The sequence below is a fragment of the Ottowia pentelensis genome, from assembly GCF_964341695.1.
This window is the reverse complement of record NZ_OZ224513.1, coordinates 1705487-1722664: the sequence shown is the minus strand read 5'-3', so window position 1 is coordinate 1722664 and position 17178 is coordinate 1705487. Positions and strand designations below refer to the sequence as shown.

Below are 17178 nucleotides of genomic sequence, written 5' to 3'. Positions count from 1 at the left end.
CCGATTTGGCTTGCAAATGTCAGAACGTCGCCTGCACGCCCACCCGCACGCTGCGCCCCGGCAGCGGCGCGTTGGGAAACACCGTCTGCGTCAGGATCGAGGTGGCGCTGTAGGCCAGGCGGTTGCCGAGGTTGTCGACCCGCGCATACCACTGCAGCTGCGCGTGGCCGAGCTTCTGACGCCAAGTGAGCGATGCGTTCCACAGCGTGTAGCCGGCGGTGGCGCGGCTGCCTTCGGGCACGCGGTGCTGCGCCATGGCGTGGTCGAACCCCAGGCGTGCGCCCCAGGGCCCGTTCGCCCAGCGCAGCGTGGCGCCGACACGCGCCGGCGCGATCAGCGGCAGCGGCTGGCCGGTGCCGGTGCTGGTGTTGGTGTTGGTGGCGCGCACCGTATCGGCGCGCAGGTTCAGGTCCAGCACCGAGGCATCGGCCGCGCTGCGCCACAGGCCCTGCCGCCCCAGCAGGCGCACCGTGCCGCTGGCCTCCAGCCCGGCAAAGCGCGCCTTGACGCCGGTGTAGGCGTACTCGGGCAACTCGTCCACCGTGCGGCCGGTGGGCAGCAGGCCGATGTAGTTGCCGTAGCGGCTGGCAAAGGCCGTGACGGCAAAGCGGTGCGCGCCGTCCTTCCACTGCGCGCCGACGTCGACGCTGGTCGAGCGCTCCAGCCCCAGCGCGGGGTTGCCCAGCTCCCAGGCGGCGGTCGCCACGTGCGGGCCGTCGGCGAACAGCTCGTAGTCCTTGGGTGCGCGCTGCGTGTAGGCCAGGTTGCCGCTCAGCTGCCAGCCGCCGCCGGCGTGCACCAACGCGCCCAGCGCGGCGCTGCCAGGGGTGAAGCGGCGGCTGCCGGCGGCAAAGCGCGGCTCGCCCGCCGCGTCCAGCGCGCCTTCGGTGCGCACGCGCACCTGCTCGACGCGCGCGCCGAAGGTGAGCTTGCCCCAGTCGGTGCCCAGCTCCTCGTGCGCGAACAGCGCCAGCGCGCGCGTGCGGCTGGGCGGCAGGAAGGCCTCCTCGCCCAGCGCCGAGAAACGCGTGCCCTCCCATTGCAGGCCCCAGACGCCGGTGAGGCGGCCGAACGCGCGGTGCTTCGCCTCGATGCGCCCTTCGCTGCCGCGGTTCTTGAACACGGTGCCGACCGCGTCGCCCTCGAACTCGGTGTGCTGGTAGTCGCCGTGGCTGAACTGGCCCTTGACGCTCTCGATCAGCCCGCCCGGCAAGCGCCACAGGCCTTCCAGCGCGGCGCGCGTGGAGCGCATGCCGATGCTCACGTCGTCCTCGGCCACGGTACCGTAGTCGCTGCGGTAGCCGGCCAGCGACGCGCCCAGGTAGCCGCGGTCGAAAAAGGCCGTGCCGCCCACGGCGCCGCCCCAGGCACGGTTGGCCGAGTTGCAGATGCGCCGCGCCGACTCGGGCGAGCCGGGCCGCGCGCAGCCCAGGGTGATGGGCACGGCGGTGTCACCGGCGTCGCGGCTGAACGCGTCCACGTGCAGCGCGTAGCGGTCGTTGCCGCCTTCGATCAGGGCGGCGCCGCTGCTCGCGCGCGCGCCGCTGGCGTACGACGCGTCGGCGCGGCCGGTGACGCCGCCCTCGGGGCCGGCCACCGGCTCGCGCGGGATGCGGTTGTCGATCACGTTGACCACCCCACCCTGCGCGCTGCCGCCGTACAGCAGCGCGGCCGGGCCGCGCAGCACCTCCACGCGCTCGATGGTCAGCGGGTCGATGGGCGTGTTGTGGTCGTAGCTCAGGGACGAGGCGTCGATGCTGGCGCCGCTGTTCTGCAGGATGCGCACGCGGTCGCCGTCCAGCCCGCGGATCACCGGCCGTCCCGCGTTGGGGCCGAAGTAGGAGCTGGCCACACCGGGCTGCTCCTGCAGCGTGTCGCCCAGGGTGGCGGCGCGCTGCAGGAGCAGGTTCTCGCCTGTCAAGGTGCTCGATGGCGCGACGGTCTGCGCCGCGCCCAGCGGGTTGCCGGTGACGGTGACCTCGGACAGCGAGGGCGTTGCGCTGGCATCGGTGCGCGGGTTCGCATCCTGGGCGCGAGCGTCCAGGGCGGTCAGCGTGGCCGCCAGCGATCCGCACAGGGCGGCGGTGCGCCAGCGTGGGCGCGGGTGAGGGGTGATGGAATGCATGATTGAAAAACAAGGTTCGGGTGGATGACGGACCCGGCTGCGCGTCTCGCGCGCGGCATCGATCCACGTCAGACAGGCTGCGCGCGCCGCGACGGGGCTTGCGCTGCCGGCAACGAACGCACGGACAGCCGCGAGCCGCCGCTGCACGACGCGGGAGCTTCAAAGGCGAGGAGAGATCAGGCGGCCAGCGGTGGGGCGCGGGCGCTGAAGTGCGGCACCAGCCGCGCCGCCCAGGCGCGCTGCACCCAGCGCGGCGCCGGGCTGGGGGCGCCGCAGGCCGGCAGGTCGGCCGCGGCCACGGCGGGCGCGTGGTCGCCGCCGGCCGACTGGTCGTACAGCCGGCAGGCGCCCGAATCGTCGTGCTGGCCGAGCAGCCGCGCAAGCCATGACGTGGCCGCGCTTTCCTGCACGTCGGCCGCCCCGGACACCGCCGCCTGTATGGGGAGCATGCCGCGCACGTGCAGCACGCCGTGCGCCAGCGCCAGCCACTGCGCGCCGATCAGGACGGCGGGCAGCAGCCAGGTCCAGAACAGGCGGCGGCGCGGCGGGTGCATGGCTTCAAGTGTAGGGCGGCCCGCGCCGGCCCTTGGCCGCGTTCAAGCCTTGGCCCATTCGCGAAAGGTCTTGCGAAACTTGGCCACCTTGGGCGCGGCCACCGCCATGCAGTAGCCCTGCTCGGGGTTGTTCTCGAAGAAGTCCTGGTGGTAGTCCTCGGCTGGCCAATAGTGGGCCAGCGGCTGCACCTGGGTGACGATGGGGCGCGCGTAGAGCTTCTCGCGCGTCATCTCCTCGATCATGTCCTGCGCCAGCGCCTGCTGCGCGGGCGTCAAAAAGTAGATGCCGCTGCGATACTGCGTGCCGCGGTCGTTGCCCTGCCCGTCCACCTGCGTCGGGTCGTGCACCAAGAAGAAAATTTCCAGCACCTGGCGCAGGCCGATCTGCGCCGGATCGAAGGTCAGCTTGATCACCTCGGCGCAGCCGGTGCGGCCGGTGCAGACCTCTTCATACGTGGGGCGCGCGGCCTGGCCGTTGCTGTAGCCCGACTCGACGTCCAGCACCCCGCGCACTTCCTTGAACACCGCCTCGGTGCACCAGAAGCAGCCGCCGGCCAGAACGATGGTTTCACTCGTGCTCATCTCGAACTCCAATCGGTGGGCGCTTCACCGCGCTGCTTGCCCATTGCTGCAGGCGTTCACATCACCTCGATGCCGTACACGCCCAAGGCGGGCCGCAAGGCGATCCTTCAGCGGCTTGTCGGCGTCGTACACCGCACGCTGCGGGGTGACGCGCACACAGGCGAATCATGCCACCCGCGCGGCGCCTGCGCCGACAATGCGCGCATGACCGATCCCGCCGCCTTTGCCGCCCTCACCCCCGACGACGTGCTCGACGCGCTGGCCGGCATCGGCCTGATGGGCGATGGGCGCCTGAGCGCGCTCAATTCGTACGAGAACCGCGTCTACCTGGCGCACCTGGAACCCGGCACGACGCTGGCCGACACGCACCCGGCCGTGGTCCTCAAGTTCTACCGCCCCGGGCGCTGGAGCGTGGCGCAGATCGAGGAGGAGCACGCCTTCGCGCTGGAGCTGGCCGCCGCCGAGGTGCCGGTGGTGGCGCCGCTGCAGATTGCTGGCCGAACCCTGCACGCCCACGGCGGCTTTGCCTTCAGCGTCAGCCCGCGGCGCGGCGGGCGCACGCCCGAGCTGGGCGATGCCGAGGCGCTGGAGTGGATCGGCCGCTTCATCGCCCGCCTGCACGGCGTGGGCGCGCAGGCGCCATTTGCGCACCGGCCGGCGGTGGACCTGGACGGCTACGGCCGCGAGCCGCGCCAATGGCTGCTGGCGCACGGCGCGCTGCCGCTGGAGGTGGAACGCGAATGGGCCGACGTCAGCCAGCAAGCTATCGATGTCATAGCTGGAAGCGATTTGTCCACCTGCGCTGCAGCCCCATTCGACCCCGAATCGTCGGCCATCGCCACGCTGCGCCTGCACGCCGACTGCCACCCCGGCAACATCCTGTGGACGCCCACCGACCGCCCCGGCGGCGGCCCGCACTTCGTCGACCTGGACGACTGCCGCAGCGGCCCGGCGGTGCAGGACTTGTGGATGCTGCTGCCCGGCGAGCGCGCCGAGCGCCAGCAGGCCCTGGGCGCGCTGCTGGACGGCTACGAGCAGGTGCGCGACTTCGACCGGCGCGAGCTGGCACTGATCGAGCCGCTGCGCACGCTGCGCCTGATCCACTACAGCGCCTGGGTGGCGCGGCGCTGGGACGACCCGGCCTTTCCGGCCGCGTTTCCGCACTTCGGCACGCCGGCCTACTGGCGCGAGCAGATCGACGTGCTGCAGGCGCAGCTCGAAGCCATGCAGGAGCCGCCGCTGGTCGCCTGAAGCCGGCTGCCCGCGCGCTATAGTTTGCGCTGCATCGGCGTCGGCACGCAGCGCGCGTCACGACGGAACCCGTCCATCGCCGCCCCGGCCGAATCCGGTGGGCAACTCAAACCCCGGGCCATGGCTGGTCCTACCACGAAAAAGACGCAGGCATGGCCTTGATCGACTTGCACGCGGACACGGCGATTCGAGCCCTGCGCGCCGAGGACGCGCCATGACGCGCCGCGCGCTCACCACGCTGATCGTGCTGCTGGCGCTGCTGGCGCTGCTGGCCGCGGCCGCGCTGGCCTGGCGCGGCATTCGCCCGCGCCAGGCAGTGCAGCAGGCGCAGAGCGCCCCGGCCCCAGCGCCGGTGATCGAGCTGCGCGCGCTGGACCTGGCCACCGTGCAGCCGCGCGAGCTGGCGCTCGAGGTGCCGCTGTCGGGCACGCTGCGCGCCGTGCATTCGGCCATGGTCAAGGCGCGCGTGCCGGGCGAACTGCAGGGCCTGACGCTGCGCGAGGGCGACCGCGTGCAGGCCGGCCAGGTGATCGCCCGCGTCGAGTCGACCGAGTACGACGACCGCCTGCGCCAGGCGCAGCAGCAGGCCAGCGCCGCGCAGGCGCAGGTGGACATCGCCCAGCGCCAGTACGACAACAACCGCGCGCTGGTCGACCAGGGCTTCATTTCGCGCACCGCGCTCGACGCCTCGGCCGCCAGCCTCGATGCCGCGCGCGCCAACTTGCGCGCCGCGCAGGCGGGCGCCGGCGTGGCGCGCAAGTCGGTCGCCGACACGGTGCTGCGCGCGCCCATCGGCGGCCAGATCGCCCAGCGCCTGGCGCAGCCGGGCGAGCGCGTGGCGCCCGACACCCGCATCGTCGAGATCGTCGACGCCAGCCAGCTGGAGCTGGAGGCCGCGCTCAGCCCGGCCGACTCGGTGGCCGTGCGCGTGGGCCAGCGCGCCACGCTGCAGGTGGAAGGCGCCAGCGTGCCCGTCGTGGCCACGGTGGCACGCATCAACCCCAGCACCCAGGCCGGCAGCCGCAGCGTGATGGTCTACCTGACGGTGCAGCCCGCGCCCGGCCTGCGCCAGGGCCTGTTCGCGCAGGGCCAGCTGGCGGTGGGGCAGGAGCGCGCGCTGGCCGTGCCGCTGGCGGCCGTGCGCACCGACAAGCCCCAGCCCTACGTGCAGGTCGTCGAGGGCGAAGGCGAGCAGGCGCGCATCGCGCACCGCACGGTGACGCCGGGCGCGCGCGCCGCGGCCGAGGGCGAAACCTGGGTCGCCGTCACCGGCCTGGCCGCGGGCGATCGCGTGCTGCGCGCCGCCGCCGGTGCGCTGCGTGCCGGCACCCGCGTGCGGCTGGTTGCCGGGGCCGCTTCATGAGGCCATCGAAAACTACGATTTTGATAGCCGTTCGCGCTTGCCCCACGGGCGCCAGCGGTCATTTTTGCTTGAAAACCCGCTGACCTGCCCGCCCCGCCATGTGGTTCACCCAGGTCAGTCTGCGCAATCCGGTATTCGCCACCATGGTGATGCTGGCCTTCGTGGTGCTGGGCCTGTTTTCGCTGGCGCAGCTCAAGGTCGACCAGTTTCCCAACGTCGACTTTCCGGTGGTGGTGGTCACCACCGAATACCCCGGCGCGGCGCCCGCCATCGTCGAGAGCGAGGTGACCAAGAAGATCGAGGAGGCGCTGAACTCCATCGCCGGCATCAACGCGCTGTATTCGCGCAGCTACGAAAGCCAGTCGGTGGTGATCGTCGAGTTCCAGCTGCAGATCGACGGACGCAAGGCCGCCGACGACGTGCGCGAGAAGATCGGCCAGGTGCGCCCGCTGCTGCGCGACGAGGTGAAAGAGCCGCGCGTGCTGCGCTTCGACCCGGCCAGCCGCGCCATCTGGTCGCTGGCCGTTCTTCCGGTCGACCCGACCAGCACCCCGAGCGCCGCCGGGCCGCCCCAAGGCGCGAGCGCCCCCTCGGGGGGCAGCGCAGCACGCGCAGCGGGGGAGCGTGGGGGCATTGTTTCCTCCGTTGAACTGACGAACTGGGCCGACCAGGTGCTGAAAAAACGCCTGGAAAACGTGCGCGGCGTGGGCGCCGTCAACCTGGTGGGCGGCACCCGGCGCGAGATCCACATCGAGCTGAACCCCGCCGCCATGGAGGCGCAGGGCGTGACGCCCGATCAGGTGATGAACGCCGTGCGCGGCGACAACCAGGATGTGCCGCTGGGCACCCTGCGCACCGCCACGCAGGAGCTGGTGGTGCAGCTGGACGGGCGCATCGAGCGCCCGCGCGAGTTCGGCCGCATCATCGTGGCGCGGCGCGGCGGCGCGCCGGTGTTTCTGGAGCAGGTGGCCAGCGTGCGCGACGCCGCGCAGGAGCTCGATTCGAGCGCGCTGTACAACGGCCAGCGCACCCTGCTGCTGACGGTGCAAAAGGCGCAGGACGAGAACACCATCGAGGTGGTCGACGGCCTGGAGCGCGCCGCCACCGCGCTGCAGACCGAGCTGCCCGCGGGCGTGCGGCTGGTGCCCATCCAGGACGCCTCGCGCCCGATCCGCGTGGCGGTCAGCAACGTGCGCCAGACCCTCATCGAAGGCGCCCTGCTGACGGTGCTGATCGTCTTCCTGTTTCTCAACTCCTGGCGCTCCACCGTCATCACCGGCCTCACGCTGCCGATCTCCATCATCGGCACCTTTTTCTTCATGCAGCTGCTGGGCTTCACCATCAACATGATCACGCTGATGGCGCTGTCGCTGTGCGTGGGCCTGCTGATCGACGACGCCATCGTGGTGCGCGAGAACATCGTGCGCCACGCGCAGATGGGCAAAAACTCATTCTTGGCCGCCCTGGAGGGCACCAAGGAGATCGGCCTGGCGGTGCTGGCCACCACGCTGTCGATCGTGGCGGTGTTCTTGCCGATCGGCTTCATGCAGGGCATCGTCGGCAAGTTCTTTCACGAGTTCGGCCTGACCATCGTGGCGGCGGTGCTGATCTCGATGTTCGTCAGCTTCACGCTCGACCCCATGCTGTCCTCGGTCTGGCACGACCCGGCCATGCACGCGCACGGCCAACCCGGGCCGCCGCGCACGCTGTACGAAAAGACCATCGGCCGCGTCACCGCCTGGTTCGACCGCACAACCGACCGGCTGGCCGCCGGCTACCAGCTCATCCTGGGCTGGGCGCTGGTGCACAAGCTGCTGACGCTGCTGATCGCCGCCGCCATCTTTGCCGCCAGCATCGTGATGGTGCCGCTCTTGGGTACCGAATTCGTGCCCAAGGCCGATTTCTCGGAGACCAACGTCGCCTTCTACACCCCGCAGGGCTCCTCGCTGGAGGCCACCGAGGCCAAGGCGCGCGTGGTCGACGAGATCATCCGCGGCTACCCTGAGGTGCGCTACACCCTGGCCACGCTCAACACCGGCGCGGCGCAGGGCAAGACCAATGCCAGCATCTACATCCGCCTGACCGAGCGCGACCAGCGCCAGCGCAGCGCCGAGGCGCTGTCGGCCGAGTTGCGCCAGCGCCTGCGCCAGGTGCCGGGCATCACCGTCACCCAGGCCGGCCTGCTGGAGCCGGTGGGCGGGCAAAAGCAGATCGAGTTCTCGCTCACCGGCCCCGACCAGGCCGAGCTGGAGCGCCTGGCCGCGCCGCTGATGCCGCAGCTGGGCGCCATTCCCGGCCTGGTCGACCTGGACACCAGCAGCAAGCCCGACAAGCCCACGCTGGACATCGTCGTCAAGCGCCAGGCCGCCTCCGAGCTGGGCCTGTCCACCGCGCAGATCGCCACCCCGCTGCGCACCCTGCTGGCCGGCACCACGGTGGGCAACTGGCGCGCGCCCGACGACGAGACCTACGACGTGGTGGTGCGCCTGCCGCCCGAGCTGCGCCGCACGCCGGCCGAGATCGAGCGCCTGCCGCTCACCGCCGGCCTGAATGCCGACGGCACGCCACGCATCGTGCGCCTGAACCAGCTCGCCAGCCTGCACGAGAGCAGCGGCACCAACCAGATCAACCGCCGCGCCATGCTGCGCGAGATCCAGATCACCGCCAACACCTGGGGCCGCGCCACCGGCGAGGTGTCGGGCGACATCCGCACGCTGCTGCAGCGCATCGCCTTTCCGCCCGGCTACGGCTACAGCTTCGGCGGCGCCACCAAGAACATGCAGGAGTCCTTTGCCTACGCGCTGCAGGCGCTGGCCATGGCGGTGATCTTCATCTACATGATCCTGGCCAGCCAGTTCAAGAGCTTTCTGCAGCCCATGGCGCTGATGACCTCGCTGCCGCTCACGCTGATCGGCGTGGTGCTGGCGCTGCTGATGTTCGGCTCGGCGATGTCGATGTTTTCCATCATCGGCGTCGTCATGCTGATGGGCCTGGTGACCAAGAACGCCATCCTGCTGGTGGACTTCGCCATCCGTGCGCGCGCGGGCAGCGTGAGCGAAGGTGGCGTGACGGAGCCGCTGCCGCGCGAGCAGGCGCTGCTGGCGGCCGCGCGCGTGCGCCTGCGCCCGATCCTGATGACCACGCTGGCGATGGTGTTCGGCATGGTGCCGCTGGCCTTCGCCGTGTCCGAGGGCTCGGAGCAGCGCGCGCCCATGGGGCAGGCCGTCATCGGCGGGGTCATCACCTCCTCGCTGCTGACGTTGGTGGTGGTGCCCGTGGTCTATTGCTACCTGGACGACCTGGCCGGCTGGCTCAAGCGCCGCCTTGGCCCAAGGCCGCCGGCGCCTGACCGATAATCCATGGTTGATTTGAATACGCCTACCGGAGCCTTTGAGATGAACGTCGAGCAAGCGCGCTTCAACATGATCGAGCAGCAAATCCGTCCCTGGGACGTGCTGGACGCCCGCGTGCTGGAACTGCTGGCCGTGGTGCGGCGCGAGGAATTCGTGCCGCCGGCCCACCGCGCCCTGGCCTTCGCCGACCTGGAGCTGCCGCTCAAGCCCGGCGAGGCCGCGGTGGTCGCCGGCCAGGTGATGCTGCCGCCGCGCGTGGAGGCGCGCATGCTGCAGGATCTGCAGGTGGCCAAGCACGAGAAGGTGCTGGAGGTCGGCGCCGGCTCGGGCTTCATGGCGGCGCTGCTGGGCCACCGCGCCCAGCGCGTCTTGAGCCTGGAGATCGACACCGAGCTGGCCGCCACCGCGCGCGCCAACCTGCAGCGCGCCGGCGTGCTGAACGTCGAGGTGCGCCAACAGGATGCGGCCCACGCCGACCTGTCGGCCGACGGCCCGTTCGACGTCATCGTGCTGTCGGGTTCGGTGGCCGACGTGCCCGAGACGCTGCTGGATTTGCTCAAGCCCGGCGGGCGCCTGATGGGCATCGTCGGCGACGAGCCGGTGATGCGCGCCACGCTGGTGCAGCACGCCGGCAACGGCATGATCGTCACCCAGCCCTGGGACTGCAACGCACCGCGCCTGCTGCACTTTCCCGAGCCCGAGCGCTTTCGTTTTTGAAGCGCCTTGCGCAAGCCAGGCCAGCGCTGCAGCCCCATTTGATCATGATCGAGCAAGTGCCCCCCACCGCCCTGCCCGCCTGGTTGGCCACCGCCGCCGGCGCTGGCCAGCCCCTGCTGCTGGACGTGCGCGAGCCGGCCGAATGGCACACCGCCAGCGTGCACCCCGAGGGCGCCGAGCTGCGCCAGTGGCCCATGCACACCATCCCGGCGCGCCTGGCCGAGCTGGACCGCGCCCGGCCCATCGCCGTGCTGTGCCACCACGGCGGACGCAGCATGCAGGTGGCGCTGTTCCTGCAGCAGCAGGGGTTCGACCACCTGGCCAACGTGGCCGGCGGCATCGACGCCTGGGCCCTGCAGCTCGACCCCAGCCTCCCCCGCTACTGATCTCTCATCGCCCTACATGCGCCTGCCCGCCCGCCCCCCACGCCGAATTGCATTGACGTTGGCGGCGCTGCTGGCCCTGGCCGGCGGCGGCGCGCACGCCCAGTCGCTGCTGCAGCTGTACCAGCAGGCGCAGGGCTACGACGCCGCCGTGCAGTCGGCCCGCGCGCAGCTGCAGGCCAGCCAGGCACGGGCCGAGCAGGCGCGCGCCGGCCTGCTGCCACAGCTGGGCCTGCAGGCCGGCGCGCAGCACAACTGGGCCGACACCAGCATCGGCAGCGGGGGCAGCAGCAGCTCATTCAACGTGCTGACGGCCGGCCTGGTGGGCAGCCAGCCCTTGTACCGCCCGGCCAACCGCATCGCCTGGGACCAGGGCCAGCGCGCGTATGAGTCGGCGCGCGTCAACCTGGCCGGCGCCGACCAGGACTTGATGGTGCGCCTGGCGCAGGCCTACTTCGACGTGCTGGCCGCGCAGGACGCGCTGGCCTCGGTGCGCGCGCTCAAGGCCTCGGTCAGCCAGCAGCTGGCCGCCGCGCAGCGCAACTTCGAGGTCGGCAACGCCACCATCACCGACAGCCGCGAGGCGCAGGCGCGCTTCGACCTGGCCAGCGCGCAGGAGATCGCCAGCGAAAACGACCTGCGCGTCAAGACCCTGGCGCTGGAGCAGCTGGTGGGCCAGGCCGGCATCCACCCGCTGACGCTGGCCCAGCCCATCGTGCTGCCGGCGCCGCAGCCGGCCGACGTGCACGCCTGGGTCAACCAGGCGGCCGAGCAGCACCCCGGCGTGGTGCAGGCGCGCATGGCGCTGGACATCGCCCGCATGGAGACCGACCGCGCACGCGCCGCCGGCCAGCCCACGGTCGACCTGCAGGCCAGCGTGGGGCAAACGCGCTACCCCAACGGCAACCCCAGCGTCAGCATCGCGCCCACCACGCGCGCGCGCACCAACAACGCCAGCATCGGCGTGGTGCTGAACTGGCCGCTGTTCGCCGGCTACGCGATCGAGAACCGCGTCAAGGAAACCCTGGCGCTGCAGGACAGGGCGCGCGCCAACCTCGACAACCTGCAGCGCACGGTTTCCCAGTCGGCGCGCGCGGCCTTCTTCGGCGTGCAGTCGGGCCTGTCGCAGGTCAAGGCGCTGGAGGCGGCCGAGCACTCCAGCCAGACCGCGCTGCAGGCCAACCTGATCGGCTACCAGGTGGGCGTGCGCATCAACATCGACGTGCTGAACGCGCAAAGCCAGCTCTACCAGACCCAGCGCGACCTGGCGCGCGCGCGCTACGACGTGCTGGTGGGCCTGCTGCGCCTGAAGCAGGCGGCCGGCGCGCTGTCGGCGCAGGACCTGAACGGCGTCGATGCGCTGCTGGCCAAGGCGGAGCCGGCGGCTGAAAAATCTGAATGAAATCGGGCGCTGGCGCCCGCCGATCAAGCGCTGACAGCTATTTAATCAATAGCTTTCTAGTCGACCGCCTTGGTCGGCGCCTGATGCCGCTGCTCGGGCGCACCCTCCAGCGCGGCTTCCAGCCACAGCGCCGCCACGAAGCGCTTGTTGAAGGCCAGCCACAGCAGGATCGGCGTGACCGGCGGCAGCATCAGAAAGCCGAACTGGTAGCCGTAGGCAATGGCGTTGGCGGCCAGCGGCGAATACTTCAGGTAGGCCGCGCCGTAGGGGCCCGACAGCAGCACCACGTCGCGCAACCACTGAAAGCTGATGCCCCAGGCCTGCACCGGCAACAAGATCAGGCTGCCGATCAGGCCCTTGAGCCACCAGCGCTCGGTGCGCGAGGCCAGCAGCATGGCCCACAGCAGCACCAGGCCGTAGCCGTAGGTGGGGTAGCTGGCCTCGGGCGCCAGCTCGCCCAGCACGTCGCCCTGCGGGCCCTTCATGCGCACCTGCACCAGGGTGTGCAGCACCGCGGTCACGCCGTCCTGGTGCCAGCCTTCGACCCACGAAAAGCAGGCCTTCATCACCGTGCCCGCCAGCCAGATGGCCGGCGCCGCGAACCAGCGCGCCAGCACGTACCACAGCGGCAGCAGCACGATCAGCCACAGGATGGACAGCAGCAGAAAGCGGCCGATCAGCGTGTTGCGCATGCCCGCGCTCCCATCAAGTGGCCGCGCCCGGCGGCAGGGCGTGCTTGTCGCGCTTGGCGACCACGCGCATCCACAGCAGCCACACCACCAGCACGTCCAGCATGATCAGCGCCTGCCACATGTACAGGTGGGCGAACTCGAACACCTTGAAGTTCCACTGCCCGATGAAGAACAGGCTGACGATGCGCAGCAGGTTGACGCCCTGCACCGCCAGAAAGCCCAGCGCGATGCCCCAGAACTTCATCGCCCAGCTGGACGGAAAGGCCAGCATGGCCGCCACCAGCACGATGGTGGCCTCCACCCCGTTGCAGCCGGCCTCGATCGACACGCCAAAGCCCGTCCTGGCGCTCTGCAGCACGCGGTCGTACGAGATGACCGAGGGGTCGATCACGTGCACGATGGCCGCGCTGGCCCGCGCCAGCCAGCCCGTCCACGGGTGCACCACGGCGGCCTGCACCGGGTTCAGCATCTCGATGCCGAACAGCACCGCCTGCACGGTCAGAAAAATCAGGAAAAAACGTTTCAAGACGTCACCCGCGACAAAAGACCCAGAGCATCGCAGCAGCCGTCCCTGCGGCAGCCAGCACCCACCGAGGGGCAGTGTAATGGCTCCGCTTGCAATCCCCTTCAAAGGGTCAGCAAACCATCATCGTTGCCAAAAAGCAACAACGATCGCGAGCACCACCAACCGACAGGCATTGGACAGTTATATTCCAAACGTTGTATCGGCTGTGTTACTTAACTTTGTAAATTGAGATGATGTTTACTCTTTATCCCCCCCCCCGCAACGATTGCGCTCAGCCGCACCCTTGCCGCCGCCTCGCTGATCCTGGCCTGCAGCGCCGCCGGCGCGGCCACGGTGACCACCCCGGCCGGCGTGGTGAACGGGCCTTATAGCGATGCGCCTGCTTTCGATGTGTGGCAACGCGTGAATATCGCCGCGATCGCCTCGGTCGGCATTACGGGCGATTACCCACGCAGCGGCAAGGGCTCCGTGCTCTTGGATTCCGGCGACGTCAACGGCAGGACTACCTGGCAATACTCCCGCACCGGCGGCTTTGGCCCCTTGAGCAGCTTTACCTCGGCCACCTACGAGTGGTATCGCGATGCGAGCAGCACCGTGGCTGCCCATTTCCACCCAACGTACCTGATCCAGGTGGACAACGACGGCAACCCTGCAACAACCGGCGACCAGTCGTGGCTGTTCTTCGAACGCGGCGCCATGGGGCCCTATACAGCGCCCACCGGGACGTTGGTGACGGAGACGATCAACGACAGCACCAAGATGTGGGTATTCCAGGTCGGTGCCGCCAACACACAGAATCCCGTCACCACCATGGCGCAGTTCAAGGCTGGCGCCTACGTCCCTGAAGCCGGTGGTTTTGCCATTCCGGCCACGGCCACGATCTTGCGCATCCGTGTGAGCACCGGCACCGGTTGGCCCGGCACCTTCCGCGGCGCCGTGGACAACATCGGCATTGTGGCCGCGTCCAGCGTGGGCCCGGACAATTTCGAGCTGGCGCCTCCTCCACCCGCTACCGTGGCACCCGTGCCCGCCACCGACCTGTGGGCTCTGCTGAGTCTGTCGAGTCTGCTGGCCGGCGTGGCCGCCTGGCGCCAGCGCCGACGTCGCAGCTGATCGGCAGCGGCTTTTGCGCAACGGCGATCTCCGGGTCGCCGTTTTTCATGGCCCTTTCCGCGACCCGCTCCACAGCGAGCGCAGCATAGCCGCCGCCCGCGCGCGCAAGCCGTTCAGATCGAACGGATCCATGCCCACCAGTGTTGCCTGCAGCGCCTGCGCCAGCCGCAGAAACGCCGCGTCGCCATACGATTCACCCAGGCCGATGACCCCGGTGTCGCTTTCCAGCTCGATGATGGAGCGCAGCGCGTAGGGCTCGTGGATGCCCGCCGCGTTCAGCAGCGGCGGATCCCGAAAGGCAATCGGCGTGAGCTTGACCGCCGCGAGCTTCATGGTCAGCTCTGCATGCCCCAGCGGCGCACGGTCTTCTTCTCGATCAGGCGAAAGAAGAAGTTCTCCACGATGAGGCCGATGATGATCACCGTCAGCAAGCCGGCAAACACCGCCGGAATGTCGAGCAGGTTGCGGTTCTCGAAGATGTACCAACCCAGGCCGCCCTTGCCGGAGGCGACGCCGAACACCAGCTCCGCCGCGATCAGCGTGCGCCAGGCAAAGGCCCAGGCGATCTTCAGGCCCGTCAGGATGGACGGAAACGCCGCCGGCACCAGGATCAGCCACACGTAGCGCAGGCCGGTCAGCTCGTAGTTGCGGCCCACCATGCGCAGGGTTTGCGACACCGAAAGAAAGCCGCCCTGGGTGTTGAGCGCCACCACCCAGACCACCGAATGCAGCAGCACGAAAACGATGCTCGTCGTGCCCAGCCCGAACCACAGCAGGGCCAACGGCAGCAGCGCGATGGCCGGCAGCGGATTGAACATGGCCGTCATGACTTCGAGAAAATCCGTGCCGATCTGCGTGCTGATCGCCAGGATGGTGAGCACGCCCGCGATCAGGATGCCGGTCACGTAGCCGATGACCAGGATGCGCAGCGAGGTCCAGGCGCGATCGGGCAAGACCCCGCTGCGGATGCTGCTGACGAAGGAGTTGAAGGTGTCCGACAGGGTCGGGAACAGCAGGTCGTTGTGCACCACCATGCCGTAGATCTGCCAGGCCAGCGCCAGCACCAGGATGATCGAGAACTTGCGCAGGGCGGTGTGATTCCACAGCCGGCGCGCCAGCGAGAACTGGCGCTCGAGCACGGGCTTGCGCGCACCCTCGTCGGTGCCGGTCTTCTTGAGCGTGATCGTGGCGCGGGCCATCATGCATGCTCCGGCAGGGCCTGCGCGAACAGCAGGTCATGAATCTCGCGCTCCAGCGCCGCGGCGGAGCCGTCCTCGGATGACACCCGGTCCACGTCGCTCACCTCGGCCTTGACCTCGCCCGGATGCGGCGAGAGCAGCAGGATCCGGTTGCCGACCCGGATCGCCTCGGCGATGGAGTGGGTCACGAACAGGATGGTGAACTTGGTGTCGGCCCACAGCTGCAGCAATTCGTCCTGCATCTGCTGGCGCGTCAGGGCGTCGAGCGCGGCGAAAGGCTCGTCCATCAGCAGGATGTCCGGCTCCATGCACATGCCGCGCGCGATCGCCACGCGCTGCTTCATGCCGCCGGACAACGTGTGCGTGTAGCTGTCGGCAAACGCTTCGAGGTGCACCTTGCGCACGTAGTCCATGGCCCGGTCGCGGGCCTCGTTCTTGTTCAGCTTGTGCGTCACGACCAGCGGAAACATGACGTTTTCGAGCACGGTCTTCCAGGGCAGGAGCTGGTCGAACTCCTGAAAGACCATCATCCGGTCGGCCCCCGGCCGCTTGATCTCGGCGCCCTTGATGCGAATCTGCCCCTCATCGGGCGTCAGATAGCCGCCCACGGCCTTCAGGATCGTCGACTTGCCGCAGCCCGAGGGCCCCAGCAGCACGAAGCGGTCCGAGCCGTCGACGTCGAAGCTGACCTTCGACGTCGCCGTGATCACGCTGTCGGAGGTTCGATAGCGCAGCGTGACCGAGTCGACCTCGAGCAAGCGCGGCATGTCACGCCCCGCCCGATCAGTTGCCGTTCAGCGCGGCCGAGGCGGGCAGGAAATAGTCCTTCCAGCTCGCCGGCATGGTCTTGAGGATGCCGACCTTGTGCATGTGCTTGGCAAAAACCATCGAACCCAGCGGCTGCAGCGTGTAGGCGTCCATCATGCCCGGCTGCGCCAGGATGTCCATCACTTCGTCGACGCTGGTCTTGTCCCCGCTCAGTTCGCGGTAGATCGCCACCGATTCACGCGTGTGCGCCTTGATGAAGTCGACCGCCTGCTGCGACGCCGTCAAGACCGCCTGGATGATCTTCGGGTTGGCGTCGGCGAACTTGGTGGTCGTGAACAGCGTGGACTGCGACAGGCCGCCCTTGATGATGTCGGTGGAACGGATCACGACGTGGGCGCCCGGCACGGTCTTGAGCTCACGATACGAGTACGGCGGCGCGCCGAAGTGCGAGCTCACCTCGCCCGCCGGGTTGGCCATCATGGCCGTCGCGTCCGGGTGCCCCATCTGCACCGTGTTGGCATCCAGCTTGGACCACTGATCCGGGCCGAAAACCTGCTCGCACGCCAGCTGCAGCAGCAGGGCCTGGGTCGACACGCGGACCGTCGGCACGGCGATCTTGTCCTTGGGGCCGTAGTCCTTCAGCGAGTGGATCTTGGGGTCGCGCGTCACGAGTTCCTCGGGCAGCGCGGAATTGGTCGCAATGCCCTTCACCTGGCCCTTGGTGCGGTCCCACAACAGCAGCATGTTGCCCAGGCCGCTGTTGACGATCTGCACGTTGCCCGACAGCAGCGCGTCGGTGGCGGCCCCGCCGCTGCTGAACGAGCGCCAGTCGACCTTCAGATCCGCAATCCCTTCCTTTGCCGCGGCCTTCTCGATCAGGCCCTGCTTTTCCATCACCAGCGCCGGCAGGTAAATGATGCTGGGCTGCTTGGTGATCGTGATTTCCTGGGCGGCCTGCGCAGAGCCGAGGCCGCCCAAAGACACCAGCGCGGCACAGATGGCGGTGCTCATTCCAAGCTTGGACAACAGTCTCATGGTTTGTCTCCAATGGTGGCGAAATTTGCAGCGCTTGAAGCGGCCCACCGCGGGAAGACACTGCGGTCAAGGAACCTCGCCATGGACATCCTTGATATCAGACATCATATAACCA

16 protein-coding genes are annotated in these 17178 nt (G+C 69.4%); 7 read left to right on the top strand and 9 right to left on the bottom strand.

Going from position 1 to position 17178, the window contains the following annotated elements; all coding sequences use genetic code 11:
- Positions 1-19: 19 nt before the first annotated feature.
- From ACWHMB_RS08365 to msrA, 3 genes are all read right to left on the bottom strand, one after another.
- Positions 20-2125: a TonB-dependent receptor gene (locus ACWHMB_RS08365; RefSeq protein WP_447648505.1), complete on the bottom strand. Its 2106-nt coding sequence runs from the start codon at positions 2123-2125 to the stop codon at positions 20-22.
- A gap of 176 nt (positions 2126-2301) precedes the next feature.
- Positions 2302-2679 carry a hypothetical protein gene (locus ACWHMB_RS08360; RefSeq protein ID WP_377479953.1) on the bottom strand — a complete coding sequence of 126 codons (378 nt, stop codon included), beginning with the start codon at positions 2677-2679 and terminating at the stop codon, positions 2302-2304.
- 42 nt (positions 2680-2721) lie between these two features.
- Positions 2722-3261 (bottom strand): peptide-methionine (S)-S-oxide reductase MsrA, encoded by a 540-nt coding sequence (gene msrA, locus ACWHMB_RS08355; RefSeq protein ID WP_377479956.1) that lies wholly within the window; start codon positions 3259-3261, stop codon positions 2722-2724.
- Between the two features lie 204 nt (positions 3262-3465).
- Here msrA and ACWHMB_RS08350 point away from each other — a divergent pair, with 204 nt between their 5' ends.
- From ACWHMB_RS08350 to ACWHMB_RS08325, 6 genes are all read left to right on the top strand, one after another.
- Positions 3466-4512, top strand: a complete 1047-nt coding sequence (locus tag ACWHMB_RS08350; RefSeq protein ID WP_377479959.1) for a serine/threonine protein kinase — start codon at positions 3466-3468, stop codon at positions 4510-4512.
- 214 nt (positions 4513-4726) lie between these two features.
- Positions 4727-5875, top strand: a complete 1149-nt coding sequence (locus tag ACWHMB_RS08345) for an efflux RND transporter periplasmic adaptor subunit (protein WP_377479962.1) — start codon at positions 4727-4729, stop codon at positions 5873-5875.
- Between the two features lie 98 nt (positions 5876-5973).
- On the top strand, positions 5974-9231 hold the full coding sequence (locus ACWHMB_RS08340; protein ID WP_377479965.1) for an efflux RND transporter permease subunit: 3258 nt from the start codon (positions 5974-5976) through the stop codon (positions 9229-9231).
- Positions 9232-9270: 39 nt separating this feature from the next.
- Positions 9271-9945, top strand: coding sequence for a protein-L-isoaspartate O-methyltransferase family protein (locus tag ACWHMB_RS08335; RefSeq protein ID WP_377479967.1), 675 nt, complete (start codon positions 9271-9273; stop codon positions 9943-9945).
- A gap of 44 nt (positions 9946-9989) precedes the next feature.
- Entirely contained in the window at positions 9990-10331 is a 342-nt protein-coding gene (locus ACWHMB_RS08330; protein WP_293223236.1) for a rhodanese-like domain-containing protein, read from the top strand.
- A gap of 16 nt (positions 10332-10347) precedes the next feature.
- Positions 10348-11730 (top strand): TolC family outer membrane protein, encoded by a 1383-nt coding sequence (locus tag ACWHMB_RS08325; RefSeq protein ID WP_447648504.1) that lies wholly within the window; start codon positions 10348-10350, stop codon positions 11728-11730.
- 56 nt (positions 11731-11786) lie between these two features.
- Here ACWHMB_RS08325 and ACWHMB_RS08320 read toward each other — a convergent pair whose 3' ends face one another.
- Complete coding sequence (locus ACWHMB_RS08320; RefSeq protein ID WP_377479971.1) at positions 11787-12422, bottom strand: exosortase H-associated membrane protein; 636 nt, start codon at positions 12420-12422, stop codon at positions 11787-11789.
- A gap of 13 nt (positions 12423-12435) precedes the next feature.
- Entirely contained in the window at positions 12436-12948 is a 513-nt protein-coding gene (gene xrtH, locus ACWHMB_RS08315) for an exosortase H (RefSeq protein ID WP_377479974.1), read from the bottom strand.
- 333 nt (positions 12949-13281) lie between these two features.
- Here xrtH and ACWHMB_RS08310 point away from each other — a divergent pair, with 333 nt between their 5' ends.
- Positions 13282-14061 carry an IPTL-CTERM sorting domain-containing protein gene (locus ACWHMB_RS08310; RefSeq protein ID WP_377479977.1) on the top strand — a complete coding sequence of 260 codons (780 nt, stop codon included), beginning with the start codon at positions 13282-13284 and terminating at the stop codon, positions 14059-14061.
- A 45-nt stretch (positions 14062-14106) separates the two neighbouring features.
- Here the strand turns inward: ACWHMB_RS08310 and ACWHMB_RS08305 are convergent, their stop codons facing one another.
- From ACWHMB_RS08305 to ACWHMB_RS08290, 4 genes are read right to left on the bottom strand one after another with little or no spacing between them, the layout of a single operon-like run.
- A complete protein-coding gene (locus tag ACWHMB_RS08305) occupies positions 14107-14394 on the bottom strand; it encodes a hypothetical protein (RefSeq protein ID WP_377479980.1) in 288 nt (95 codons plus the stop codon).
- A gap of 2 nt (positions 14395-14396) precedes the next feature.
- Positions 14397-15260 carry an ABC transporter permease gene (locus ACWHMB_RS08300; protein ID WP_293221611.1) on the bottom strand — a complete coding sequence of 288 codons (864 nt, stop codon included), beginning with the start codon at positions 15258-15260 and terminating at the stop codon, positions 14397-14399.
- Positions 15260-16027, bottom strand: a complete 768-nt coding sequence (locus ACWHMB_RS08295; RefSeq protein ID WP_377479983.1) for an ABC transporter ATP-binding protein — start codon at positions 16025-16027, stop codon at positions 15260-15262. The genes ACWHMB_RS08300 and ACWHMB_RS08295 overlap by 1 nt, the downstream gene beginning before the upstream one ends.
- 16 nt (positions 16028-16043) lie before the next feature.
- On the bottom strand, positions 16044-17039 hold the full coding sequence (locus ACWHMB_RS08290; protein WP_377516387.1) for an ABC transporter substrate-binding protein: 996 nt from the start codon (positions 17037-17039) through the stop codon (positions 16044-16046).
- Positions 17040-17178 lie beyond the last annotated feature (139 nt).

Coding starts and splice junctions, on each gene's coding strand:
- ACWHMB_RS08300 (WP_293221611.1), bottom strand. CDS start 15,260: ATGGCCCGCGCCACGATCACGCTCAAGAAGACCGGCACCGACGAGGGT.
- ACWHMB_RS08305 (WP_377479980.1), bottom strand. CDS start 14,394: ATGAAGCTCGCGGCGGTCAAGCTCACGCCGATTGCCTTTCGGGATCCG.
- ACWHMB_RS08295 (WP_377479983.1), bottom strand. CDS start 16,027: ATGCCGCGCTTGCTCGAGGTCGACTCGGTCACGCTGCGCTATCGAACC.
- ACWHMB_RS08365 (WP_447648505.1), bottom strand. CDS start 2,125: ATGCATTCCATCACCCCTCACCCGCGCCCACGCTGGCGCACCGCCGCC.
- ACWHMB_RS08340 (WP_377479965.1), top strand. CDS start 5,974: ATGTGGTTCACCCAGGTCAGTCTGCGCAATCCGGTATTCGCCACCATG.
- msrA (WP_377479956.1), bottom strand. CDS start 3,261: ATGAGCACGAGTGAAACCATCGTTCTGGCCGGCGGCTGCTTCTGGTGC.
- ACWHMB_RS08320 (WP_377479971.1), bottom strand. CDS start 12,422: ATGCGCAACACGCTGATCGGCCGCTTTCTGCTGCTGTCCATCCTGTGG.
- ACWHMB_RS08360 (WP_377479953.1), bottom strand. CDS start 2,679: ATGCACCCGCCGCGCCGCCGCCTGTTCTGGACCTGGCTGCTGCCCGCC.
- ACWHMB_RS08345 (WP_377479962.1), top strand. CDS start 4,727: ATGACGCGCCGCGCGCTCACCACGCTGATCGTGCTGCTGGCGCTGCTG.
- ACWHMB_RS08325 (WP_447648504.1), top strand. CDS start 10,348: ATGCGCCTGCCCGCCCGCCCCCCACGCCGAATTGCATTGACGTTGGCG.
- ACWHMB_RS08335 (WP_377479967.1), top strand. CDS start 9,271: ATGAACGTCGAGCAAGCGCGCTTCAACATGATCGAGCAGCAAATCCGT.
- ACWHMB_RS08330 (WP_293223236.1), top strand. CDS start 9,990: ATGATCGAGCAAGTGCCCCCCACCGCCCTGCCCGCCTGGTTGGCCACC.
- ACWHMB_RS08290 (WP_377516387.1), bottom strand. CDS start 17,039: ATGAGCACCGCCATCTGTGCCGCGCTGGTGTCTTTGGGCGGCCTCGGC.
- ACWHMB_RS08350 (WP_377479959.1), top strand. CDS start 3,466: ATGACCGATCCCGCCGCCTTTGCCGCCCTCACCCCCGACGACGTGCTC.